Origin of the sequence: Paenibacillus sp. GSMTC-2017 (assembly GCF_016019935.1) — a bacterium.
Taxonomy (GTDB): Bacteria; Bacillota; Bacilli; order Paenibacillales; family Paenibacillaceae; genus Pristimantibacillus.
The window spans coordinates 108,624-133,365 of record NZ_JAECMT010000007.1; the positions used below are offsets into that span (position 1 = coordinate 108,624).

Annotated in this window: 19 protein-coding genes; 16 read left to right on the top strand and 3 right to left on the bottom strand. The window is 42.6% G+C overall.

The features are described 5' to 3' along the window. The first annotated feature begins 260 nt into the window (after positions 1-260). The 4 genes from spoIID to mreB all read left to right on the top strand — a co-directional run bounded on the left by spoIID (position 261) and on the right by mreB (position 3,915). Positions 261-1,496 (top strand): stage II sporulation protein D, encoded by a 1,236-nt coding sequence (spoIID, locus tag I6N90_RS22585; protein WP_197938015.1) that lies wholly within the window; start codon positions 261-263, stop codon positions 1,494-1,496. A gap of 75 nt (positions 1,497-1,571) precedes the next feature. Beyond that, a complete protein-coding gene (locus tag I6N90_RS22590) occupies positions 1,572-2,315 on the top strand; it encodes a M23 family metallopeptidase (RefSeq protein WP_197938016.1) in 744 nt (247 codons plus the stop codon). Positions 2,316-2,488: 173 nt separating this feature from the next. Then, positions 2,489-2,776, top strand: coding sequence for a sporulation transcriptional regulator SpoIIID (gene spoIIID, locus I6N90_RS22595; RefSeq protein ID WP_197938017.1), 288 nt, complete (start codon positions 2,489-2,491; stop codon positions 2,774-2,776). 149 nt (positions 2,777-2,925) lie between these two features. Further along, positions 2,926-3,915, top strand: a complete 990-nt coding sequence (gene mreB / locus I6N90_RS22600; RefSeq protein WP_197938018.1) for a rod shape-determining protein MreB — start codon at positions 2,926-2,928, stop codon at positions 3,913-3,915. 92 nt (positions 3,916-4,007) lie between these two features. Here mreB and I6N90_RS22605 read toward each other — a convergent pair whose 3' ends face one another. After that, a complete protein-coding gene (locus tag I6N90_RS22605) occupies positions 4,008-4,220 on the bottom strand; it encodes a hypothetical protein (RefSeq protein ID WP_197938019.1) in 213 nt (70 codons plus the stop codon). Positions 4,221-4,237: 17 nt separating this feature from the next. Between I6N90_RS22605 and I6N90_RS22610 the strand changes: the two genes are divergently transcribed. The 3 genes from I6N90_RS22610 (at position 4,238) to I6N90_RS22620 (ending at position 6,459) form a co-directional block, all read left to right on the top strand. Continuing rightward, the gene (locus I6N90_RS22610; protein WP_197938020.1) at positions 4,238-5,101 is read left to right on the top strand and encodes a flagellar hook-basal body protein; all 864 of its coding nucleotides are present in this window, start codon (positions 4,238-4,240) and stop codon (positions 5,099-5,101) included. A 65-nt stretch (positions 5,102-5,166) separates the two neighbouring features. Beyond that, positions 5,167-6,006 (top strand): flagellar hook-basal body protein, encoded by an 840-nt coding sequence (locus I6N90_RS22615; protein WP_197938021.1) that lies wholly within the window; start codon positions 5,167-5,169, stop codon positions 6,004-6,006. A gap of 21 nt (positions 6,007-6,027) precedes the next feature. Next, positions 6,028-6,459 carry a DNA-directed RNA polymerase subunit beta gene (locus I6N90_RS22620; RefSeq protein WP_232243267.1) on the top strand — a complete coding sequence of 144 codons (432 nt, stop codon included), beginning with the start codon at positions 6,028-6,030 and terminating at the stop codon, positions 6,457-6,459. Positions 6,460-6,723: 264 nt separating this feature from the next. Here the strand turns inward: I6N90_RS22620 and I6N90_RS22625 are convergent, their stop codons facing one another. Beyond that, on the bottom strand, positions 6,724-8,181 hold the full coding sequence (locus I6N90_RS22625; protein WP_197938025.1) for an MDR family MFS transporter: 1,458 nt from the start codon (positions 8,179-8,181) through the stop codon (positions 6,724-6,726). Positions 8,182-8,225: 44 nt separating this feature from the next. Beyond that, positions 8,226-8,828: a TetR/AcrR family transcriptional regulator gene (locus I6N90_RS22630; RefSeq protein ID WP_197938027.1), complete on the bottom strand. Its 603-nt coding sequence runs from the start codon at positions 8,826-8,828 to the stop codon at positions 8,226-8,228. A 200-nt stretch (positions 8,829-9,028) separates the two neighbouring features. Here I6N90_RS22630 and I6N90_RS22635 point away from each other — a divergent pair, with 200 nt between their 5' ends. The 9 genes from I6N90_RS22635 to I6N90_RS22675 all read left to right on the top strand — a co-directional run bounded on the left by I6N90_RS22635 (position 9,029) and on the right by I6N90_RS22675 (position 24,620). Further along, a complete protein-coding gene (locus I6N90_RS22635) occupies positions 9,029-9,559 on the top strand; it encodes a CDP-alcohol phosphatidyltransferase family protein (protein WP_197938028.1) in 531 nt (176 codons plus the stop codon). 151 nt (positions 9,560-9,710) lie between these two features. Next, the gene (fabZ, locus tag I6N90_RS22640; protein ID WP_197938029.1) at positions 9,711-10,142 is read left to right on the top strand and encodes a 3-hydroxyacyl-ACP dehydratase FabZ; all 432 of its coding nucleotides are present in this window, start codon (positions 9,711-9,713) and stop codon (positions 10,140-10,142) included. A gap of 51 nt (positions 10,143-10,193) precedes the next feature. Next, on the top strand, positions 10,194-11,912 hold the full coding sequence (locus I6N90_RS22645; RefSeq protein ID WP_197938030.1) for a phospho-sugar mutase: 1,719 nt from the start codon (positions 10,194-10,196) through the stop codon (positions 11,910-11,912). Between the two features lie 29 nt (positions 11,913-11,941). Then, on the top strand, positions 11,942-14,062 hold the full coding sequence (locus tag I6N90_RS22650) for a DUF5693 family protein (protein ID WP_197938031.1): 2,121 nt from the start codon (positions 11,942-11,944) through the stop codon (positions 14,060-14,062). After that, positions 14,026-15,198: a polysaccharide pyruvyl transferase CsaB gene (csaB, locus tag I6N90_RS22655; protein WP_197938032.1), complete on the top strand. Its 1,173-nt coding sequence runs from the start codon at positions 14,026-14,028 to the stop codon at positions 15,196-15,198. The genes I6N90_RS22650 and csaB overlap by 37 nt, the downstream gene beginning before the upstream one ends. Positions 15,199-15,205: 7 nt before the next feature. After that, entirely contained in the window at positions 15,206-15,958 is a 753-nt protein-coding gene (locus I6N90_RS22660) for a WecB/TagA/CpsF family glycosyltransferase (RefSeq protein ID WP_197938033.1), read from the top strand. Between the two features lie 209 nt (positions 15,959-16,167). Continuing rightward, positions 16,168-17,304, top strand: coding sequence for a glycosyltransferase family 4 protein (locus I6N90_RS22665; RefSeq protein WP_197938034.1), 1,137 nt, complete (start codon positions 16,168-16,170; stop codon positions 17,302-17,304). Positions 17,305-17,471: 167 nt separating this feature from the next. Further along, positions 17,472-21,212, top strand: coding sequence for an S-layer homology domain-containing protein (locus I6N90_RS22670; protein ID WP_197938035.1), 3,741 nt, complete (start codon positions 17,472-17,474; stop codon positions 21,210-21,212). 555 nt (positions 21,213-21,767) lie between these two features. Next, entirely contained in the window at positions 21,768-24,620 is a 2,853-nt protein-coding gene (locus I6N90_RS22675; protein WP_197938037.1) for a hypothetical protein, read from the top strand. Positions 24,621-24,742 lie beyond the last annotated feature (122 nt).

Sequence of the window (24,742 nt, forward strand, 5' to 3'; positions counted from 1 at the left end):
CACATATCCCCGCAAAGCGAGAGACTTCATTGCATCAGGATTTGCCACTTGGCTAATCCCGATTCAATAAAGAGCTCTCGCTTTTTTGTGTCCAAAACTATCCCCTAAGCAATGAATTGCACAATTGATAGCTTTAGAAGTTCGGAGATTAGAGAATATTCATTTTGATTCTATCCTAGTAGACCTCCTCATAGACTGTACTAGTACTGGTTGAAAGTGAGAGAGAAGGGCAGATAGAAGCCCACTAGGAAGGGGTGCAGATGAGTATTAGGGTTACCAAAAGGCTTGCTAGAATCAAAGTGTTAAAGACAGTAGGCAAGAAGCGATGGTTCATTATTTTTGGTATAGGTGTTCTATTAGGTACCATTGTTTTTGGAATGAAAGTTTCCATAGCAGCATTTGAGGAAAGATCAAATAAAGTGTATACAAGCGTGGTGGAGCGGGAACCGAAGTGGGTAAGCGCAGCGGAACAGAAAAAAACGAATGTGAAAAACAATCCTCAGTCGACTTTAAAGGACACAGAGAATACGTTAGAGTCAAATATAATGCCGATATTCACGCATCCACCTCGTAAACAAGAGGATAGGTCAGATTCGAAAGTAGCTATTATCCCTTCTGAGCAACTTAGTGGAGCATTAGATGATGTCAAAGTCAGAGTCTATCTTACAAATCAGAAGAGAGTGGAAACAGTTCCTATAGAAACCTATGTGATGGGTGTTCTTGTAGGCGAAATGCCAATGGACTTTCATTTAGAAGCTTTAAAGGCGCAAGCTATCGCAGCAAGAACCTATATCGTTCGAAAGTTATCCTCTGAGACTAAACAAGATAGAACAAGAAAGAAGGCTGATGTGCTGGATACGGTACAACATCAGGTCTATCTATCGGAAGATGAGCTCGCGAATCGTTGGAGGGGCGAAGAGAAGAAAGTGTTATTAGCTAAGCTTCAGCAAGCGGTAGAAGAGACAAAGGGATTAATTGTAACGTATAAGGGTGAACCTATTGAAGCTGCTTTTTTCTCAACGAGCAATGGTTATACCGAAAATTCGGAAGATTATTGGGAGCAATCGCTTCCCTACTTGCGAAGCGTGGATAGCCCTTGGGATAAAGAGATATCACCACGTTATGAGCAGCAGTTTGCATTTAAGAGGGCAGATATTTATCGAGCTATGGGATTATCGGGTAAGTTTGCGCGAGCAAAGCTAGTAATGAAGGTTACTGAAAGAACAGAAGGTAAACGAATTAAAGAGATACAGATTAACGGAAAGACGTATAGTGGACGCGAAGTGAGAGAGAGACTGGGACTAGCATCCTCACAATTCAAGTGGAAGATTGAGAAAGATAAAGTGATCTTCACAACGTACGGATTAGGCCATGGGGTTGGAATGAGTCAGTGGGGGGCTAATGGAATGGCGCAAGATGGTAGAGATGCAAAAGATATTTTGCTTCACTACTATACGGATTCAACTGTGGAACAAGCTTCAAAGCTTCGAAACTAGGCAAACTCTTAAAAAATGATATCCTCACGTATAAACCTAGCAGATCTGGTAACAATGGCTAGTGAGGTGATATCAATGAATGATCAAAACCAAAACAAACAGAAGCAAAGACAAGAGGAAACTCCCAAAAATAATCTGGGAGGAGCGTCTGCCGCGAACTCTAGCAGCGGACTGAAGAAACTATTCGCAAAGCGATGGGTTTCTCCAGCAATCTTCATGGCTGCGGCAGCAATTATCGTAACCTTAATGTGGATCTATCAGGGAAATGATCCGGCTAAGCCTACTACTGGCCCGGATACCTCTACTGAAGTTTCGCAAGGTGAAGGTGAGCAAGCGGGAACAGGTGAAGAAGAAGCTGCCCCGGTTGTTGCTAGTGCACTTGGTATGAAGTGGCCGGTAGCAAAGAAAGAAGAACTTCAAGAGCAAACGAAATTTTATGATGCAAAAGCAACTGCAACAGAAAGAGAAGCTGCGCTCGTTCAAGTGGGCAACACGTTCTCCCCGCATACAGGTATTGATTTTGTTCATCCAGACGGACAGCCGTTTGATGTACTAGCAGCTTTAGATGGAACGATCTCGCATATTGAGCCGCATCCTACGAACGGTCATGTTGTTGAGATTAACCACGGAGACGGTTTAGTGACTGTGTACCAAAGTTTAACTGACGTAACTGTTAAAGAAGGCGATGATGTTAAACAAGGCACAACTATCGCAAAAGCAGGCCGCAGTGAGCTCGAGAAAGATCTAGGTGTACATCTACACTTTGAGACTCGTCTAAACGGTGAAACAGTTAACCCGATCGATTACATCAAAGAATAATTCCATAACGTTATATAGAGCTAAAGTCGTACAGGCGAAGGATTTTTCCTTCGCCTGTTTCGCATTTTTGAAAATTTATTCACTTTCAAAGCTTGTCACGCTTGGACATAACGAATATATACCCACTCCACTCATATAATGTACCAAACTATCTCGAGTAGGGAGGCGGGAACGTGCACGATTACATCAAAGAGCGAACCATTAAAATAGGCCGTTGCATCGTGGAGACGAAGCATACGGTACGAACGATCGCTAAAGAGTTCGGCGTGTCCAAGAGTACGGTGCACAAGGATTTGACCGAAAGGTTGCCGGAGATAAACCCGGACCTGGCTGACCAGGTTAAGCACATTCTCGAGTACCATAAGTCGATCAGGCATCTTAGAGGTGGCGAAGCGACTAAGATTAAGTACAAAAAAACAAGTACAAAGAAGCGTGAAGTGCTCGCAGCAGGTAAGGCGTAAAGTCGACCTAATAATTCCAGATATTTTTTACAAAGCATAGAGGATTTTTGTCCTTTTTGGCGAATAATGTTCGTTAGGGGTTTTTCCTGTGTTGGAAGAACTAAAATGAGCGATTAAGCAAACATTATTCATTGGGGGACTTAAGCCTTATGCTGAGCAAGGACATCGGGATTGATCTTGGGACGGCTAATGTATCCATTCATGTAAAAGGTAAGGGCGTTGTACTTGACGAGCCTTCTGTTGTCGCAATTGAAAGCGATACGAAGAAGGTATTAGCGGTTGGTGAAGAAGCCCATCGCATGGTCGGGCGTACACCGGGCAATATTATTGCCATTCGTCCATTACGGGATGGCGTTATAGCGGACTTTGATATTACAGAAATTATGTTAAAAGCGTTTATTGATCGCGTTGAAGGACGTAAGTGGTTCAGCAGGCCGCGTATTCTGATCTGTGCGCCAACGAATATTACCTCTGTTGAGCAAAAGGCTATACGCCAGGCAGCGGAACGAAGTGGTGCGAAGGAAGTATATTTGGAAGAAGAGCCGAAGGCTGCCGCTATTGGGGCTGGAATGGATATATTCCAGCCTAGCGGCAATATGGTCGTAGACATTGGCGGCGGTACGACGGACGTGGCCGTCTTGTCTATGGGCGATATTGTTACCGCTTCTTCGATTAAGGTTGCCGGAAACAAATTCGATGACGCAATTATGAAATATATTAAAAGTAAATACAAGCTTCTGATCGGTGAACGGACAAGCGAAGATATCAAAATCAAAATTGGGTCCGTCTATGACGATGGACGCCGGGAAGAGATTGATATTCGTGGACGTGATATGGTTTCAGGGCTTCCTCTTACCGTCACGATCCGCTCGGGTGAAGTGAGAGAGGCACTGCATGATTCTATTATGTCTATCGTTGCAGCGGCGAAGTATGTGCTTGAGCAAACTCCACCGGAATTGTCGGCAGATATCATTGATCGTGGTGTCATCTTGACTGGTGGCGGAGCACTACTTGGCGGACTGGATGCTCTTCTTGCTGATGAGCTTAAAGTGCCTGTTTTGATCGCAGAAGATCCGATGCATTGTGTAGTTAAGGGAACGGGCATCTTATTAGATCATTTAGACAAGCTGAAGAAATAACGGGTATTGTATCATTGGACAAGCTTTCGCAGGTAGGGTGCTCCTCGCGAGGCACGCCGAATCGGAAATGAGTCTAAGGTCGCATGGACAAGCTATTCAACCGACTTTGCTTCCAACCGATATATATTTAAGGAATATTCAATTGGAAGAGACGGCAAATACTTCTGTTGAAATGTTTGCTTCGCAAACGAAGTAGATGCTCTCGAAGTAATGTTTGCTTCGCAAACGAAGTAGATGCTCTCGAAGTAATGTTTGCTTCGCAAACGAAGTAGATGCTCTCGAAGTAATGTTTGCTTCGCAAACATTGGAGGAGGAAGAATCAATGCTTAGAGGTCTATATACAGCGGCATCGGGAATGATTGCACAACAACGTCGTCACGACACGGTGACGAACAATATATCCAATATTCATACACCTGGTTACAAACAGAATAACGCGGTTACCCGCTCTTTTCCAGAGATGCTCTTGTCGATGACAGGTGTAGAGGGTGCGCAGCATACTTCTATTGGTCGATGGAACAGTGGTGTTTTTGCGGAAGAAAGTTTATCGATTCATCTACAAGGTGATTTAACGCAGACGAACCAATCTTCCGATTTTGCACTTATTTCTAATATCGAGGTTGAAGGTCTTTCTTTTGATGCCTCAGGTAAAGCAATTGGTCCAGATGGAGAAGTTACTTTCCAGCCCCAAGCTTTCTTTACTGTGCAGGACCCGTCAGGAGAGACTAGGTATACAAGAGGCGGAAAGTTCACTTTAACTGGTGATGGCTTTCTTATGACTAGCGATGGCTCGAGTGTGCTAGGCACAAACGGAGCACCGATTCAACTACCACCTGGCGTTGGACTGGATAGTCTCGTTTTGACGGATAATCAACGTTTTATTGACCCCAATGGAGTAGACATTGGTGTTCAGCTTTTAATATCACGCATAGAAAATCCGAATGACCTCGTCCGTCAAGGTAACGGTAACTTCAAATTCATGACGGATGCAGGCGAAGTGAGACAAACTGTGGCTGGTGAGCGAATAGAAGTAAGACAAGGTTATGTTGAACGTTCTAATGTTGATCCCGCTCAAGCTTCAGTAGATTTAATGTCAGCGTTAAGGGCTTATGAAGCGAATCAGAAAGTCATTCAATTTTATGATCAAAGCTTGCAAAAAGCGGTCAATGAGGTTGGGCGCGTCTAATTCGGACAAGGTAAATCATTCGCTGTACATTTTAAATGCGAACGAGTATAGGGAGGTATCGGGGAATGAACGCTTCAATGGTTAATGCAATGGTCTCGATGAACGCACTTCAGCAGAAGCTTGATCTTATTTCTGACAACATTGCCAATGTTAATACCGTTGGGTATAAGAGGAAAGAAGCAACTTTCGAGGATCTTCTTAATAATAGTAAAAAACAACCGGAAACATTTGATCAACCAGGTAGACTAACACCCCTTAACTTTAGTCAAGGTTGGGGTGCTAAGATGACGATGGTTCAGCCAAACCTATCTCAAGGCCCGCTGCAAGCAACTAGTCAATTGACGGACCTCGCCATTGAAGGAAATGCCTTATTCGAAGTACAGGTAGATGGCGATGGCAATCGTGCGTATACTCGTAATGGAGCCTTTCAGTTGACGATGGCTGCAAACGGTGATACGATTTTGGCAACGGGGGATGGGTATCCGGTTGTTGCAAATGTTCGTAATGCGGATGGCAACATGGTAGAAGGTAATATCGTTATGCCTGCTGGTTATTCACTTCGAGTAGACCCGGATGGAACGGTATTAGGTGTATCTTCTCAAAGAACGATTAATCTCGGTAGCATCAAGCTTCTACAGGCTACTCGTCCTGCGGCTTTATCTGCAGTAGCGGATAATTTGTTTACTATAGCAGAAGGTACTTTAGTTGATGATGCTGTTCAAGAGATTGTACCAAATGAGGATAATCGCATAGCCTTGCGTCAAGGTTATTTAGAGCAGTCTAACGTCCAGATGACGGATGAGATGACGGAGCTTATTAATGTTCAGCGTGCCTATCAACTGGCAGCAAGAGCTTTATCATCAAGTGATACGATGATGGGACTTGCTAACACGATGCGCGCGTAGGATAGAATGAAGGTGATTAGTATGGCAGATGATCGAATCAATTCGGGTCGAAATGAGTTCGATAATCAACCTGAAAAAGAAACTAATACCGAAGGGAACTCGGGCATAGGCTTAATCAGCGGCCAGCTTTCTCGTTCGCAGCGTCATGGAGGCAGTACGTCACAGACGATTGCGAATACTGCTTCAACGGGTAAAACGGGGGCTAAACAAGCAGTTTCGAAAAAAGAAAATACCGAGTGGGAAGACGATGATGAGGAACAACATCGGTTTCCTACATGGGTGAGAGTTATGTTTTGGATACTACGTAAAAGTATCGTGCCAATCATTATGCTAATTATGTTAGTCATTGGCCTGTATATAGGTTTTGTAGTTGTTGGCAAAGGGCCTAAGGATGAGGTATTCGACTGGGCGACCTGGCGTCATCTATACGATCTCGTATTTGCAGAATCATAATTGCAACTTATTATATAAAATGAAAAGGCGTAGTAACAAAGTGGATATTTCTACTTTGTTACTACGTCTTTTTTTCTAGCTATTGTTTTCGGTAACGGTGTTTGTAAAGCGAAATCGATCGACCTATGGAGCAGCAAGGTTCAAAATGATCCTTGCAGCACGGAGTTGAGTTACTTTAGAAGCTGTAAGGGTAAAAATTACTCTTACAGCAGTAATCCGAGTGACTTTAGAAACTTGTATGGGTCAAAATGGACACCTGCAATGCTAGCCCTTCGGCGCTACAGAGCGTCGAATAAAGAACGACATGACTAAAGCGATAATCGCAAATACCATCCCGATAGTGAAGGCGCTGTTAATACCGACTCCAATCGAATTAGCAACTTCGAGCGGAGAGGTAGGATCAGCAGAATCTGCTAGATAACTATTTTTGCTGGATGACATAATGCTAACAAAAAAGGCGATACCAAGCGCTCCAGAAACTTGTTGCAATGTGTTAAGAATAGCGGAGCCATGCGGATAATAAGATGGTGCTAGTCCATTCAGAGCATTCGTCTGTGCTGGCATCATAATCATCGACATAGCTATGCTCATCGTGCAGTGTAGCAAAATGATCATTGATGTGCTTGTATCCAATGATATTTGTGTGAAAGCCCACATAACAATGACTAGAATAGCCGACCCTGGTATAACAAGCGCTCGAGGACCATATTTATCGAACAGCTTGCCTGTAACTGGTGATAGGAAGCCATTTAATACACCGCCAGGTAATAGAACGAGCCCAGCTGCTGCAGCAGTCAATCCTAAACCTGACTGCATTAGAATAGGAAGCAGTAGCAGAGTAGAGAAAAGTGACATCATAACGATAATAATTAACACTGTTCCAAATGAGAACATCGGTGTTTTGAAAGCACGCAAGTCCAGCATTGGTGATTTGGAAACGAGCTGTCTCACAATAAACAGAACTAATGAGATGGAACCAGCAATAACAGCTACATAGACACGAGGGTTGCTCCAACCTCCTGCTCCTTCACCAAGACTACTAAAACCGAAGACAATTCCCCCAAATGCGACCGTAGAAAGCAGTATAGAGAGAACATCTACTTTTGGCTTTGTTATTTTCGTTACGTTCTTAAGATACACAATTGCGAATAGGATGGAGAAGATTGCAAAAGGAAGTACAAGGAAGAACAACCAGCGCCAATGTAATGATTCTAGGATGAGACCGGACAATGTTGGACCGATAGCAGGTGCGAACATGATCACAAGTCCGATACTGCCCATCGCGGCGCCCCTTTTCTCAGGCGGGTAGAGGACAAGGATGGTATTCATCATAACTGGGAGCATTAAGCCTGTTCCAAGAGCTTGGATAATACGGCCAATGAGCAATACTGAAAACTCAGGCGATAATGCGCATACGAGTGTTCCGATAGAAAATAGCGTCATTGCACCAATAAACATTTGCCTCGTAGTGAACCACTGAACAAGTAGTGCAGACACCGGAATAAGAATACCGACAACAAGCATATAACTAGTCGACAGCCATTGTACGGTCGTGTAAGTAACGTTAAGGTCAGCCATCAGATCGACGAAAGCGATGTTCAGCAATGTTTCATTAAGGATCGAAAAAAATGCACCAATGATCAAAGTGATCAATATAGGTAAACGTTTAATGTTTTCAAGATTGTTGTTTGCCGGTTCTAAAGCGGCAGAAGTTGGGTTCATTTGTGTTCCTCCATATCCATTTCTATCAGTTTCTATATCTACTGTTAATCCGTTTTGTTAGATATCCCAGTAAAAAATACATGTAATGCCGTTTGATACAACTCGAGTGATTGTTTTAATTCCATTCCCTGACTTGCTTCAAAAAGTCCCCTGATCATTGTCTCAAACACGACGCTTAATATCGCTGGATTGCCTGGTTTAAACTCTCCAGAGTCGATACCGTCTTTGATCAAGTTTTCGTGATACAAACGAGAATCTTCGAATTTGGCGATTATCTTCTCCCGCACTTCTCCTGGTTTGCCCAAGGAGTCGTCTAAAAACTCTTTGATTGCCCGGCTAAGTGGATGTTGGAGATTGCGAGTTAAGCTGATTTCAACCATGGCATTTAGAAATGCTGTAATGGTGTCGTAATGAGTCCTCTGTTCTTTCCAGAGGGCTTTCCATTCAGCTTCATTTTGATCTAATAAGGAGAAGATTAACCCCTCTTTACTTTTGAAGTGGTAATAGATGTTTGCTTTACTTGTACCTGTCAAAGCAGCAATCTCTTCAATTGAAGCAGCGTTATATCCTTTTTTCGAAAATAGCGAATGTGCGGCCTCCAAAATCTTTGCTTTAGTTTCTATTGTCTGGTTTTGTTTTTTGCTCACAGGATACCTCCCAACGGCTAATTTCTCAAACATATTTATATACTGAACGTTCAGTCAGTATATTAACATATATCCGAAACTTTGACAATTGGATGCTTGTCCCAATTAATGGGGTGTTTGTTTTCATTTTTGAATTGGTAGTTTATAATAGTTGGGAACGATGGTGGAACATTCCGGAGGACCTGGAGGAGTGTGAACGATTGAATTTGCCCAATTTATTGACTACATTGAGATTTATTTTAATCCCTGTCTACATTGGTATATTCGTTAGCGGTCATATGATTCCCGCCTTTTTGGTCGTCGTAGCTGCTGGAGTAACGGATATACTGGACGGATATATTGCCCGAAGATACGGTCAGGTTACGTCGGTTGGCGAGATGCTGGATCCACTTGCGGATAAGCTCATGCTCTTCACCGTTATTTTATCGTTGCTTCTTACTGGTCATATTTCATGGTGGGCTGCAGGGGCTATGTTTCTGCGAGATTTGGGCATGATAGCAGGGGGTTTATTGACTCACTTCCGTAAGAAAAAAAATGTTCCAGCTAATTGGATGGGTAAACTGACGACTGTTATGTTTTATGTCGCCATTATGTTTATCTTTTTTGAAGCGTCTTTTGCACATACATACTTATGGGTAGTCATCGCGTTTTCGTTTTTAACTACTTTTGTATATATGATCTCTTATAAGTCGCTTAATGCAAAAAATACACCACCGGGACATGTTCAATAGACAAAAAAGAGGCTTGACTCGGGACGATTAATGTCCGAGAGTCAAGCCCCCTTATCTTAACCTTCGCAAACTGCAGTTTTATGAAGGATAGATATAGTCTCGCTAATTTGACGCCGTTTTATACTATGAATTGTTGAAGGGAGCTTTTTTTATGATGGATATTAATGAAATTCAAGAAATTATTCCGCATCGCCCACCGTTTTTACTCATTGACCGTATTTTGGAGGTTGAGCCAGGTGTACGTGCTGTTGGTCTCAAAAATGTAACGATGAATGAGCCTTTTTTTGTTGGCCATTTCCCGGGGTACCCGGTAATGCCAGGTGTTCTGATCGTAGAAGCGCTTGCGCAAGTAGGGACAGTAGCGATGTTAATGGTTGAGGCAAATCGCGGTAAACTCGGTTTTTTTGCGGGTATTGATGGCTTCCGATTCCGTGATCAAGTAAAACCAGGGGATACTCTTATTCTTGAGGTTGAGATCACCCGTTTGAAAGGTCCGATCGGTAAAGGACGGGCTACTGCTAAGGTAGGCGACAAAATCGTTGCTGAAGGTGAGCTTATGTTCGCTTTATCCGCACGTTCATAATAATGTATTTTAAAATGTAGTCATTTAAGTGAGAAAGTGAGGTTGTTCCCTATGAGCTTACAAACTACTGAAACGATTTGGGCCCGCTATGAGGCCTGGTTGAACGATCCGTTAATCGATGAAACAACGAAGGAAGAACTGCGCAGCATCTCGTCTCAGGAAAAGGAGCTCGTAGATCGTTTCTATCGGGACCTCGAGTTTGGGACTGCTGGACTAAGAGGCATCATGGGCGCGGGAACGAACCGGTTGAACAGCTATACAGTTGGGAAAACTACACAAGGACTTGCGAACTGGTTATTGTCTCAAGATGGAGTAGAACGTCCGTCGGTCGTTATCGCTCATGATTCACGTAATAACTCGCCAGAGTTTTCGCTTGATGCGGCGTTAGTCCTTGCAGCTAATGGAATTAAAACCTATTTATTTGAAGGTCTTCGTTCAACTCCACAATTATCGTTTGCCGTTCGTACATTAGGAGCAGCAAGCGGTATTGTCATTACTGCGAGTCATAACCCGCCTGAGTATAATGGATTCAAGGCTTATGGCCAAGACGGGGGACAGCTTATACCTGAGGATGCTGAGAAAGTTATTCGAGCGATTGGTAACCTAACAGGATTCGACGAAATTAAACGTATATCTCGCGAAGATGCAGAGGCGAGCGGTTTGCTTGTATGGTTAGGTGAGGAAGCGGATCGTGCATACATCGAGACGGTTGTTGCAGAAGGTTTAAACGCTGAACTTGTGAAAGGCGATCTTGGGGAAAATTTCAGTGTTGTGTTTACACCCCTACATGGGACAGGGAATATGCCTGTTCGTGAGGCGCTTAAGCAAGCGGGCTTCCGAAATGTACATGTTGTAAAGGAGCAAGAGCAACCAGATGGCTACTTTAGCACAGTGGCATCTCCTAACCCAGAAGAGAAAGAAGCGTTTACGCTTGCGATTGAACTTGCCAAACAAGTGAATGCTGACATTATTATTGGAACGGACCCTGATGCAGATCGAATGGGCGCTGTTGTCAAAGATAATGCTGGTAATTATGTTGTGTTATCCGGTAATCAATCGGGTGCAATAATGGTTCATTATAAGCTTAGTGTTATGAAAGAGCACGGTTTACTCCCTGCTAACGGCCTTGTTATCAAAACAATAGTTACAAGTGAGATGGGGGCAGATATTGCGCGTGCTCACGATGTTACAGTTGAAAATACATTAACCGGATTTAAATATATCGGCGAAAAAATGACTACGTACGAAGAGACGGGCGAACACGCCTTCCTGTTCGGATACGAGGAAAGCTACGGTTATTTGTCCGGTACGTATGCTAGAGACAAGGATGCTAATGTTGCAGCGCTCTTGATCAGTGAGGCAGCGGCGTATTATAACAGTCAAGGGAAAACGCTATATGACGTTCTGCAAGAGCTATATAAAAAGTATGGCTATTATCTCGAAGGTCTGGAGTCGCGTACGCTTAAGGGCATCGACGGAGTCGGGCAAATTCAAGGCATCATGGATGATTGGAGACAAAATCCACCAGAAGTGATTGGCGGCGTACGCATTACAGAAGTGTTGGATTATAGCATTGGCTTAAGTGGACTAAGACCGGAAAATGTCATTAAATACATTTGCGAAGACGGGTCATGGTTTTGCTTGCGACCTTCGGGTACGGAGCCGAAGATTAAGGTTTATTTTGCGGTGAAGAAACAATCCCATGAAGCAGCAACTGTTGCACTCAAATCTATGATATCGACTGTAATGTCCCGTGTGGACCGTACATAAAAGATGAAAGCTTGGAACGGAGGATTTATTTGTTAATTCGTTGGCAGCGCTGGAATAGACAAGCGAAAGTTATTCTTTGGGTTATTACGTTGATTGGTGTTCTAGCAGCATTGCCTCTTGGTGCTCAAAGAATGGCGATGGAGAAAACATCCGATAACGTTGAATACGTATTTGACTACCGTGATATTGTTGAAGTATCTGAACTAGAGGCTCGTCCACAGCAGTTTTTGGATGAGCAACTTAAGCTTTTGAAAGATGCGGGCATTACGACAATGGCGGTTTATGAAAGTTCTCTTAGGGAGTTAATGCAGGCAGGACGATTAACTTATTATAACGAAAAAGATGCAGCGCTACTTCAAGGTAAGTTACCTGATGAACGTTCTAATAATACGTATATTCTATTCCACGGAGAGCAAGAATTTGAGCAAATCGGACCTATTGTAAGAGATGCATTCGATCGTATGGACGTAGCACATCGTGATTGGTCGTTCCAAGATCGTAAAGGTATTATTATTGAGCAGTCTGTAAGCAATGCTGTGCTCAAAACGATGGATTTTGACCCGATGACACTTAAGACCATTCAAGATGCTGGATTCCGCATATTGCCGCGATTCTCTGATCGAGTTGTGCCGTATGATTCAGTAAGAACGGATGCACAGCTTGCAAAGTTGAAGGAATATGGTGTCACCAGATTGTTGTTTGATGGCGAGAAAGCTAAAGGTGCCACTAATCAAGCTGAGTTAAATAGCTTAGATAGCTTTGGCGAGCTCTTGAACAAACATGGCATTGGTTTAACAACAATTGAAAATTTAAAGAAACCACAAGCTGGTATTAATAAATTAGCTTATTTGACAAATTATAATGTAGCTAGATTGTATTCTCTATCACCTGAAGATGCCGATAAGATGACGCCGGCAGGTATTGCGGATCGCTTCTTATTAGCTGCAAAGGATCGGAATATCCGGATGTTTTTCCTAAACACACAAGCGCTAGGGAATTCAGATGTGGGCATGCTTACTAACTCTATTGAGAAGCTTGCTGTTGCAATGGGTGGACCAGAAGGTGTTGTTGCGAAAGTAACGGGGGGTGGCTTCCCTGCTGGTGAAGCAAAGCCGTTTATTTCTGAAACAGCGTCATGGGAAAAGCCGCTTCGTGGTGTTGTTGCCATTGGTGCAGTAGCTATTATTGCGCTGCTCATAGCTGCATTCATTCCTCATGTAGCGATTCTTGTATTTGTAATTGGATTGATTGGTTCAGCGGGGCTGTACGTATTGAACAGTTCACTTATGGAGCAGGGGCTGGCACTTGGTGCTGCTGTAAGTGCTCCGACTTTGGGTATCATTTGGGTAATGAATCGTATTTACTCTCGAACGATTGGTGAACGCCGTATGGTGGGCGGTGACCAATGGAACGTTGGTGGCGCGACATTAGAACAAGATGGAAAAACACAATGGATATTCCCAGGTTTATCTATCGGACGTCGAATCGGAATTATGCTGAATTGGTTTGTTGTAGCGACATGTATTACGTTTACAGCAGTTCCGCTTGTTTTCGGACTACTAAACAATATTACGTATAGTTTGGTGCTGGAGCAATTCCGCGGTGTAAGTGTACTTCATCTTGCTCCAATATTCCTTGTAGCGATTTATGTGTTCCTCTATGAGGGTAGCGATGGTCGAGGTGTTATTGGTCGTGCTGTTAAGCTTCTGAAGCAGCCGATAACGCTGATGTGGGTTATGGTGGCAGCTGTTTTAGGAGCAGTAGGCTTCTACTACTTGTCGCGTACGGGCAACTCTGGGCAAGTTCCGTGGATCGAGCTTGTTATTCGTACTTGGCTGGAATCGACATTTGGCGTTCGTCCACGGTTTAAAGAATTTATGCTAGGGCATCCGCCGCTTATTCTTGGTTTGTTCCTTGCGCTTCGATATCGTGCAGCGTGGGTACTTATTATTGTGGGCACGCTTGGACAACTAACTATGGTGAGTACGTTCACACATATTCATACACCACTATACATTTCAATTATTCGTGTGCTGCTAGGACTGGGTACTGGGCTTGTAATAGGCGGTATCTTTATCGCTGCTTGGATCGTTTTGGAAGGAGCTTGGCGTAAATGGGTTTTGCCGAAAGTAAGAAAGTATTCCGTATAGCAATTTCTGGTTACTACGGCTTTCGTAATAGCGGTGATGAAGCGGTTCTGCGTTCGATTTTGCTAGCGCTCGAAGATGAGGCTGAGGTACAAGGTGTGCACATTCAGCCTATCGTACTTAGTGCAGATCCTGCATGGACAAGCGCGATGTACGGCGTAGAGTCAGTACACCGGATGCGCCCTGCTGATGTGCTTCGTGCACTGCGCGGCAGCGACGGTTTAATCAGCGGTGGAGGAAGTTTGTTGCAAGATGCAACGAGTGCGAAGACAATCCCGTATTATACGGGAGTGATGAAGCTTGCCCAATTGCTTGGCAAGCCAACCTTCGCCTATTCGCAAGGGATCGGCCCTGTTAATCGCCGCTGGATGGACCCATTGATCCGCAGTGTAATGCTCGGGAGCAAATATGTATCAGTTCGTGACGCCGAGTCCGCCGCTTTGCTTGGGCGGATGGGCGTCCCCCATGACCGGATCGATATCGTTCCCGATCCGGTTATGGGTTTGCCGCTACCAGAGGCTATGGCAACGGAAGCTTTGAGCGGCGAGCTAAGCGCTGCCGCTTCAAGTGCGGGCGAGACGCCGCCGATTATCGGCGTCTCGCTGCGCCGCTGGCGCGAGGACGGCGCCGATATGGCGCGCGCCGCTGAGGCGCTAGTCGCGCTGTCGAAGCGCAGGCCAGTTCGGCTGCGCTTCCTGCCGTTCCACACGCCCTCCGACAAAGTTGTGTCGGAGGAAGTGATGGAACGGCTAAGCGGCCGGCTCGGCGAAGGAAGTTCCGCTGAGCTTGCCGCCCCTGGCGACGACCCGCAACGCATGTTGCTCGCGGTCGGCCAGTGTGACGTTCTGCTGGGCATGCGCCTTCACGCGCTTATCTATGCAGCGAATCGCCATGTGCCTATGCTCGGCTTGTCTTACGATCCGAAGATCGATCAGTTCCTGAATCGATTAGGGCTTAAAGCGATCGGCTCGACGGAAGCGCTGGATGCCGAAGCTTTCGCAGACGCTTTTTGCCAGCTGCTTGATGGGCCTGAGGAGTGGCGAGCTAAGCATGGTGCAGCGATTGAGCAATTAAAACAGCAAGCAAAAAGACCGGCGCAACAAATTGTACAATTGTTGCGTCAATATAAATCGAGGTGATTTCCTCATGTCGAAACAACTACCAACCGTGCCGATTTTTGGCATACCGTTCTCGAAACTAAGCATGGACGAGACGGTACAATACATTACAACGGCAATCGAGGAAGGCAAGCAAACGCATGTCATAACGGCTAATCCGATCATGGTAATGGAAGCTTTAAACAACCCTGAATTTGCTAACGTTATGAAAAAAGCTGATATGATCGTACCGGACGGTGCGGGAGTCGTATGGGCAGCTAATTATGCAGGGGAGCCGGTGGCGGAACGAGTCACAGGTTTTGATCTTTTGCACCGTTTAATGGAGCAGGGAGAGAAACATAAGTGGACCGCATATTTACTCGGTACTTCTCAAGAAATTATCGAAGCAGCAGCAGAGAAACTGCAACTGCAATATCCGCTTGTTCGAATTGTCGGCTGTCGCAACGGATTTTTTGGTCCTAATGAAGATGAAGAGATTGTAGAAGAGATTAACAGCCTTCGTCCGCATCTTCTGTTCATTGCACGTGGAATGGAGAAAGAAGCTTGGACCATTCAATATAAGGAACGTTTAGGTGCATCCTTTATGATGGGTGTAGGAGGAACTTTTGATATTATCTCTGGCAACTTAAAGCGCGCCCCGATTGTATTTCAGAAGCTTCGACTAGAGTGGCTTTATCGTCTTGCTCAAGAGCCAAAACGGTTCAAAAGAATGCTCTCTTTGCCGAAATTCGTAGTTAAAGTGGTTCGCAACAAAGAGAACGTGACAAAAACTCGTCCTTAAGCGCTAATTTGTCGATTTTTTCAAGGAAATTGGTTGAAAACGGAGTTGGTATTTCTTTTTCGATCGGAGTATAATTCACTTCGGTAGCAAACGGAATGAGCGATGCGGTTTTTTGAATCGCATAAGCAATCGTTTCGTGGTGAAATATAAGCAGAGTGTAACTCATTGACAGTAGCTGCTTGTGTTTTCAGAAAAGGAGAGTTGTACACATGCCAGTTGGCTTATTGTATACTATTGGATTTATAATCGCTCTTGTATTAGCACTAGTAATGACACCGCTTGTCAAAAAATTCGCATTCAAGATCGGTGCAATAGATAAACCGAACCACCGGAAGGTACATACGCGTATTATGCCGCGTCTCGGAGGACTTGCCATCTATATGGCGTTCGTAGGAGCATTTTTATTGGTCTTACCGTTTATACCAGACGGATTATTGCGTCCAAGGGACGTCAATATGATCAAAGCTCTACTTTCTGGTGGAACAATTATTATTATTCTTGGAGCACTTGATGATCGATTCGAGCTATCTGCGAAAATTAAGCTTCTAGGCCAAATTGCTGCAGCATGCGTTGTCGTATTCGGATTCGATGTGCGGATCGATTTAGTAAACATCCCATTCGGAGAGACGATGCAGCCGATAGCTGGATGGATCGGCATTCCGATTACTATTTTGTGGATTGTCGGCGTGACGAATGCCATCAACCTCATTGATGGGTTAGATGGATTAGCAGCTGGTGTATCCGGTATTGCAATCGCAACAATCGTTGTGATGGCTTCGCTGATGGGCTTCCAGCCTGTTATCTTGTTGAGCACATTGCTACTTGGAGGCATTATCGGTTTCCTAGTCTTCAACTTTCATCCGGCCAAGATCTTTATGGGTGATTCAGGATCGTTGTTCCTTGGTTTCAGTCTAGCAACATTATCTATGCTGGGCTTTAAACAAGTTACATTGGTATCCTTTGTAACACCGCTACTCATTATCGGAGTACCTTTATCGGATACGTTCTTTGCGATTGTGCGCCGTTGGGTGAACAAAAAGCCAATCTTCGCACCGGACAAAGGACATCTTCATCACCGTCTTCAAGACTTAGGCTTTAGCCATCGTCGTACTGTTATGATTATATGGGGTGTAGCAGCAATATTCGGGGTATTAGCGATTATTCAATCTACCTTTATTCAATCAAGTGCAGCGAACTGGATTACCTTTGGTGTTATTTGCTTGCTTTTGTTCCTATTGCAAATTGGTGCCGAATTAATTGGTATCGTAGACAAGACACGGCGTCCACTTATTAATTTCATCACACGACTTGCGAAACTAGACACACAGCAGTCTCGTGGCAAGTAACGAACTAATATATTTTGCGAAAAAGCCCTGTATCCGATATGGATGCAGGGCTTTTATTCATGTTGTATTTTAAAAAGTTGACTAAACTTATTCCAGATTGCTACCGATAAAAAGGTATAGACTACTCTCGTTCGTATTCCATACATAAACAAAAAGGAGATCATACCTTGAAGAAACTTATTTCAGTATTACTTTCTATGGCATTAATCGTCACAATGTTGCCTCTACAGGCAAGTACACAAGTCGCACATGCTGCATCACAATTTTTTACCTTCTCAGATTTCAGTACCGTAATCGATGCACCAACAACAGTAAACTCAAACCGTGTTAATTTGGCTGGTTCGTTTAGTGATGTGTCTGCACAGACGATTACTTATTCTGTTCAGCGTATCGTTAATGGGAAGCCTGCTGATATTCCCTCGAATGGTACAGCAGCACCGTTAATAACAAACAATAACTTTATGTTTACAGGCATAGAGTTATTTGAAGGATTGAACGCTATTACAGTTAGCGGACTAAGCAGCAAAAACGATGGTATTGTTTCGTCCACGAGTTATGTTTCTTTCAATAACGTACCTGTTATAACTGACATTGAGCTTGCAGGTGGAATAAAGTTGCTTGATGGCGTAGAAGAGGTTGTATCCATCGAGAAACCAACGATTCTTATTAAGGCTTCGAATGCAACAGAAGTTGCTGTTAATGGTACAGTTGCTTTTAACGGCGCGGGTGGAACCTATATTCACTCTGGGTTAGTGCTTACGATGGGTTTGAATACAATAGAGGTAGTAGCCAGAAATGCAGGCAAAACATATACAGTTACACGTAAAATCATTTATTTCCCAAATAATGCTGCTACTGCGCATAATGTTATAGCCAGAAAAGATACTAAAAACTTCATTCAGCTTGATACGAGAGAGGTTATTCAGCCCTTCTCAGATCACACATTAGAAGGAAAAGTCGTTGTACGCTTGCCTAAACCCGATGAAAGTACTGCAGAGCCGGTAATTTCATTGGAGTTCAATAAAGATTCGGGAACTCCGAGTATGATAACAGTTCATCCAGATAATGTGGAGCTAGTAAGAACTACATCGACATTCAAAGAATATTCTTTTAAAACAACAGATACGGTTTCAGCGACAGCAAATGGTCTTTATACAGTTAAAGTGAAAGTATCACACTTAGGGCAGAACTATAGTCCTCTTATTCCGTTTACGGTTCGCAATCAAAGTTCACCTTATATAAAAGACATTCGTCAGCTATATGGTGTAAAGATTACATCGGGTTCAGAAGTATCTTTTTCATCTGATACAAAGCTTTCCAATAATTCGACAATGTTTAAAATGCCTTTATGGCTTGTCGTAGATGCTAACAACTTTAATTTATCTAATGGTCAGCATGAAGCATCTATAGCTGCTCGTTTGAATAATGTTCCGATAACCGATTCTTCATTTAAGCATACGGTATTTACATCTACCATTTCTTCCCCTTCAGGCGTAGACATTATTCGTCGAGTATATAGAATTGATGCATTGCCAGAAGGAGAAATTACATTAGAATTTAAAATTGATGATAAAACTAACGTATATACAACAACAAGAACTTTTAAAAACTCACCAATATCTTCAATACAAGTATCCAATGTATATAATGGAGAGCAGTTTAAAGGAGACACTAGTGCATTAAAGCATATTAAGGGTAGTTTAATAAACTTTTATTTACCACAAGATGCGACTACGCTTGAGTTTACAATGAATGGTCGTACCGTTCCGATGGATCTTAAAAATATTGCAGACATTACAGGTGATCCGAATGATTTCAACTGGATTAACTATGCAACGAATGAATTTAGTTTCAATCTACCAAGCGAATTGGTATATGGTGCGAATGAGATCGTCATTTCGGGTAAAGCGAACGGTATTCAAGTTTCAACAAAACTAATGGTCTATCTGTTCTCGATTACACAACCTGCAATAACACCTATTAAGCCAGTACCGCATGTACGTAATCCGAACTTAGATACTCCTGGGGATAAACGTCGTGTCGATAATGATGATGCGAAGAAGTTTAAGTTGCTTACAACTACCACTTCTTCCTTTACAACAACAGAGAAATATGTAGATTTGTTATTTACTGTTTCCAATATGGAAAATTTGACTGTTCAAGAAGATGGAAAGCCACTATTTACAACAGGTGTCGACGGTAGTGGTATAGTTATCAACGATAGCAATAAGGGTTATCTCTTCCCAGAAAATAATAATGCTGCGCAAAAAATATACGAACTCCGTCTATTTGGTATAGAGCTTAAAGAATCAGGGTCAAAAAGCATTTCAATTACAGCCAAATCAGGATCGGAAAGCATCACACAAACAATTACAATAACAAAAGAGGCAACACCTTACCAAATTTTGTCGCCAATGCTCCCGCAGGAGAAAGTAGTTAACCAAAACTTCCTCAATGTAAGTATTCGCGCTGTTGGTGCAGATAGTATTATGATCGGTAAGCAAGCGATGTCTAAGAAATCGACGGAACCGCTTTTCCGTTATCAAGTGAAAAACTTAAAGCCAGGTAATAACACGATCAAATTTACCGTTATCAGAGGCGCAGAAAAGCTGAACGGGCAGTTCTCTGTTAACTACGCTGCTGATAATACAGTAGGGGCACAATACAAAACGTCATTAGCTAGTAACGGGAAAATATCTGCTTTCAAAGGCGAAATAACGATGAGTTTCCCGAAAAATACGTTTCTCCGTCAAGCGAACATAAACCCGGGGCAACCTATCGATAATCCTGATCTATTTGATTCGCAAGAGATACTGTTTGGAATAGCAGATCGTAAAGACGGCAGAAGTGTAAAGATTTATAACGATGTATCAGATAACGCATCGGGCGTTGCGCAAGATGGTACATTCAAAACAGTAAGTTACGACGAGATTGGTGCAGCTGTAATTACACCACTTATGCATTTTGGTTATGCTTCCAATTTGTTCTGGGTTGATCCAGGTTACAAAACAGGTACTTATATGGAAGGTTATCAATTTAAAAATGGTTCTCATCCATATGAAACGGGCAATAGCTTCTTCGCTAGACCGCTTGATAAGTGGCTTGAACCATCTAATAAAGGTACGATTACATTAAAGTACGATTCAGCAATCCGTGACGTAATGGCAAATACACTTAGTATTTGGCGTTACTATAATGGTGGATGGACAAACGTGGGTGGAATCATTAACCCGAAGAACAATACCATTACAGCGCCGATTGACGGATTTGGTTTTTATGCAGTAAAAATGATGAGATTCAGCTACCCTGATGTTATTGGGCATCCGTATGCGCGTAACTCTATTGAGCTTATGTACTCAAGAGGGATGATGAACAGCAAAGACTTTAATGAATTCGGTGTGTATGACAACATTACTAGAGGCGAGTTCGCACAATTACTAGTGAAGATGTTCCAAATACCGCTTGATTATGATAACAACATGACATTTGCAGATGTTCCGCCTATTTCCGGCATAAGCAATCTGTGGGATTATCGATACATCGAAACAGCAGCTAGAAAAGGGATCATACGAGGAAGCGGCGCTCAAGTGTTTCTACCGAATGAAAGCTTAACTCGCGAGGATGCAGCGGTTATGATCGCTAGAGCTGGTGAATTGCTGAAGACAACAGGCGATAACTTTGAAAAAGACAGAAAATCATTACAAAAGGAATTTACAGATTCAAACGTTATTGAAAACTATTCACTTTCATCTGTACTAGCTGTTACAAAGGCTAAATTCATAGAGGGCTTGCCAAATACGCAGCTCGAAGGAAAGCCAACCTTTAGATTTGATCCTAAATCACAGTTAAAACGAGCAGATGCTGCTATAATCGCAGAACGTGTTATGCGGAAGAAGAAATTTATTTAGTATTACATGATCCAGAACGAGTAAAGGGCCGCTCAATGCGGCTCTTTCCCTTTAATTTATGGCAAGGTGTAAGTTTATCCATGGAAAATGTTTTGCATCGACGAACCGCATAATAACAAGGTATACTTGCGTGGTGACCTATGAAAAGGAATACGATTAGAAAATACTTAGAAACTTTTTTTGGTTTAATCGCAACTTTTCGCTCTGACATACGTTTAAATACATGACGTTATCAACAAGCGGCTATTATAACAACCGTAAAACATAGGAGAAGGAAAAAATTTGGAATGAATTCTCAACTTCCTCTTTACGGTAACGGTAGCCCAATGTATAATGTTATAGTGATGCAGCTAATCTAGCATCTATTCTTTCATGGTTTACAAGTTTCTACGACATGAGATTACATAGGGTTGATCATGTATGTAGACATCATTTATACAAATTACTGCTCTACTCTGGGAAGGGGGTGAATCGGCTATGAGGGAAACGAGCTATTTATTATCCAAACAAAACTCTCAACAACCGAAGCAATTTAGAGGAGGAGAAAAAAAGGTTATGAAGAAAAGTTTATCCTTGTTAGTTGCGATTGCCATGGTATTCTCCATGTTCGCAACTGTTGTATCTGCAGCAGAAGAAACAAAATCTGCTGGTAAGTTCCTGAACGAGTTAGGTGTTATTAAAGGTAACGGAAGTGACCTTAAAGAAGACCAAACTTGGAAACGTCAAGACATCATCGTTCTATTGTCCCGTCTTCTTGGTGAAGAAGCAGCTGCAAAAGCAACTGCAAAATCCCACACTTTCAAAGATGTAACTAACAAAGACTATGATGGTTACATTTCATGGGCAGTAGCTAAGAAATTGACTACTGGTAAAACAGCTACTGACTTCGGTTATGGCGACGAATTGAAAAACCAAGAGTTCTACGCGTTTGTAATTCGCGCTTTTGGTCAAGAAGTTGCTTACGCTGACGTTCCAGCAGCAGCAATCAAGTACGGTTTTGCAACTGACAAAACTGACTTCGCTGCAATCCCACTTCGTGGTGCTACTTACGAAGCAATCGTAAAAGCACTTAACACTGAAGTTCCTGGTAAAGGCCAAACTTTGGGCGAGCTTCTTGGCTTGATCAAAGTTACTGAAATCAAAGCTACAGCTTCCGCTGTAGGCGTTAAGAAACTAGAAGTTAAGTTCAACCAAGCGGTTGATACTGCAAAAGCTAAAATCACTGTTAAAAAAGGTTCAGCTACAGTTAACGTTGCTGACGAGGGCGTTAAGTTCTCTGAAGACAAGAAAACTGCTACTGTAACTCTTGTTAACAAATTGACTGCTGGCGACTACTCTGTTTCTGTAGCTGATCTTACTAAAGAGCCTTTGGTTTCTACAGTAACTGCTGAAGACGAGCTAGTTAAAGAAATTAAATTCTTGTCCGATAAAGCTCCTGTAGGTACAGTAACTACTGGTCTACCAGCAGTTATCGGCACAGCTGACTATTCCAAAATTTCCGTATCTTACAAAATCACTAACCAATATGGCGAAGATGTAACTAAGTCATATGAGGGTGGTTTCCAATTCAGCCCATCTAAAGGTACAGCTTCTGCAAGCAACGGTAAATTGACTGTTACTAGCTCTGCTAATAACTACTTGATCAATGAATTGGTTGTTGTTACAGCGGTTCGCCCTGATAAAGCTGGCGCAACTACTGCAGTAGCTACATTGACAGTAAGTGCACAATCACGCGTTGACAAAATCGAAGTTAAGGGTGTTTACAATGAAGCTGGTAAAACACTTCAAACATCTTCAACTTTCGCTGACTTCTTCGTATTGGTTGACGCATTTGACCAATATGGCAACAAATCTTCATTGACAGAATTGAACGATCAAGTATCTGTATTCGTTACTAATCCTACAATTTTCCAAGCTAATGAAGGTTCATTCGTAGATGGTCAAGGCGCTAACGGCGACCAAATCGGTCTTCCACTAGTTGCTCCAACTACAACTTTCTCAACTGACGGCAAAAACACTATTCGTTTTATCACTCAATACACTGGTAAAACAGTAAATTATGATGTTGAAGTTGGTAAAGGTAAAAAACTTCAAACGTTGACACTACAACAACCAGGTACAATTGCTGCTAACGATGGAACTGTAAAAATTCCTTTTGAAGCTGTTGACCAAAATGGTGAAGTTCTAAAAACTATTGATGCTGCTCAAGTAACATTGACTAGCTCCAACAACAATCAGTTCTTCGTAAAATATGATCATGTTAAAAAAGAAAGCTATCTAGAGTGGACTGTTGGTGCAGAAGGTCCTCACAGCTTGACTGCATTCGTACCAGGCAGCACTAAGCATTCTCAAATTTCTTTCAATGTTAAAGAAAATGCTCGCGCTCACACTGTAGGCGGAGTTTCTAAAATTACTAAAGACATGATGGTTGGCGCTGTGCAAACGATCAACGAAGATAACATCGTTATCTATGACCAATTTGGTCGTGTGTATGATCACACTGACACAACTGCATTCTACAACCAATACAGCATTGCTGTAACATCTTCAAACTCAGCTAAAGCATCTGTAACTGATTGGATTTACACTGCTAATGATTCAGTAACAATCAATGCACTTGTTAAAGGTTCTGAGAACATCACTATCGCTCTTGCAACAAAAGCTAATAACACAGTAACTCCAGCAGTTCCAGTAGCAATTATTGATAACACTGGTTACAACGTTAGATTGGGCGTATTGGCACTAGCTGATGTAGCTACTTTCGAAGTTGCAGATCTTCCAACAATCTTCTTCAACGCTGATCAGGATGCTCCTGGTAAGTACGCTGTTGATGTAAAAGTTATTGGTAAAAAAGCAGATGGAAAAACTGAGGTTATCGTACCTCGTTCTATCTACACAGTAACTGATAACAATGCGGGTATCTTCTACGCTAACGGCAAGTTGCATGGTAACAATGATACTGACGGAAGCGACTTCGGATTTACTTCAACAGTAAGTACAGTTGACGTAGCCGTTACAGTTATCGTTGACAGTCCTAACCAACCACTACCGATCGTTAAAGCTACTAAAGTATCTAAAGCAGATCGTGTAGTAACTACAGTTTCAACTGATAACCCAGTTAAAACTCTTGTTGATACAACTATTTCTACGCAAGCATTTGCTCAAGTAATTTCTAAAGATCAGTACGGCGTTGCTTTTGGTGCAGCTACTGATTTCTACGCAACTGTAACAAACTTGACTAACTTCTCAACAACTGATGGTGCACCAGCTCTTGCTCCAACATTTGTGAACGGTAGTTCAGCTGAAGGATTGGCATTTACTGGTCTTAAAACTGGCGATACTTTCGAAGTAACGTTCAACAGCAAAAAGACTAACCATTCCGTAAAAATCAAAGTAATCGTTCAATAATTTGAACATTGTTTTGGAAAGAAGCTTGCATATGCAAGCTTCTTTTTTTATGCAAAAAATATGATTTATTGTTTAATTTAGTTGATAAGAAAAAAATATGAGTTAGTTATGAAACTTAATGG

Coding starts and splice junctions, on each gene's coding strand:
- spoIID (WP_197938015.1), top strand. CDS start 261: ATGAGTATTAGGGTTACCAAAAGGCTTGCTAGAATCAAAGTGTTAAAG.
- I6N90_RS22590 (WP_197938016.1), top strand. CDS start 1,572: ATGAATGATCAAAACCAAAACAAACAGAAGCAAAGACAAGAGGAAACT.
- mreB (WP_197938018.1), top strand. CDS start 2,926: ATGCTGAGCAAGGACATCGGGATTGATCTTGGGACGGCTAATGTATCC.
- I6N90_RS22605 (WP_197938019.1), bottom strand. CDS start 4,220: ATGTTTGCGAAGCAAACATTACTTCGAGAGCATCTACTTCGTTTGCGA.
- I6N90_RS22610 (WP_197938020.1), top strand. CDS start 4,238: ATGCTTAGAGGTCTATATACAGCGGCATCGGGAATGATTGCACAACAA.
- I6N90_RS22615 (WP_197938021.1), top strand. CDS start 5,167: ATGAACGCTTCAATGGTTAATGCAATGGTCTCGATGAACGCACTTCAG.
- I6N90_RS22620 (WP_232243267.1), top strand. CDS start 6,028: ATGGCAGATGATCGAATCAATTCGGGTCGAAATGAGTTCGATAATCAA.
- I6N90_RS22625 (WP_197938025.1), bottom strand. CDS start 8,181: ATGAACCCAACTTCTGCCGCTTTAGAACCGGCAAACAACAATCTTGAA.
- fabZ (WP_197938029.1), top strand. CDS start 9,711: ATGATGGATATTAATGAAATTCAAGAAATTATTCCGCATCGCCCACCG.
- I6N90_RS22645 (WP_197938030.1), top strand. CDS start 10,194: ATGAGCTTACAAACTACTGAAACGATTTGGGCCCGCTATGAGGCCTGG.
- csaB (WP_197938032.1), top strand. CDS start 14,026: ATGGGTTTTGCCGAAAGTAAGAAAGTATTCCGTATAGCAATTTCTGGT.
- I6N90_RS22660 (WP_197938033.1), top strand. CDS start 15,206: ATGTCGAAACAACTACCAACCGTGCCGATTTTTGGCATACCGTTCTCG.
- I6N90_RS22665 (WP_197938034.1), top strand. CDS start 16,168: ATGCCAGTTGGCTTATTGTATACTATTGGATTTATAATCGCTCTTGTA.
- I6N90_RS22675 (WP_197938037.1), top strand. CDS start 21,768: ATGAAGAAAAGTTTATCCTTGTTAGTTGCGATTGCCATGGTATTCTCC.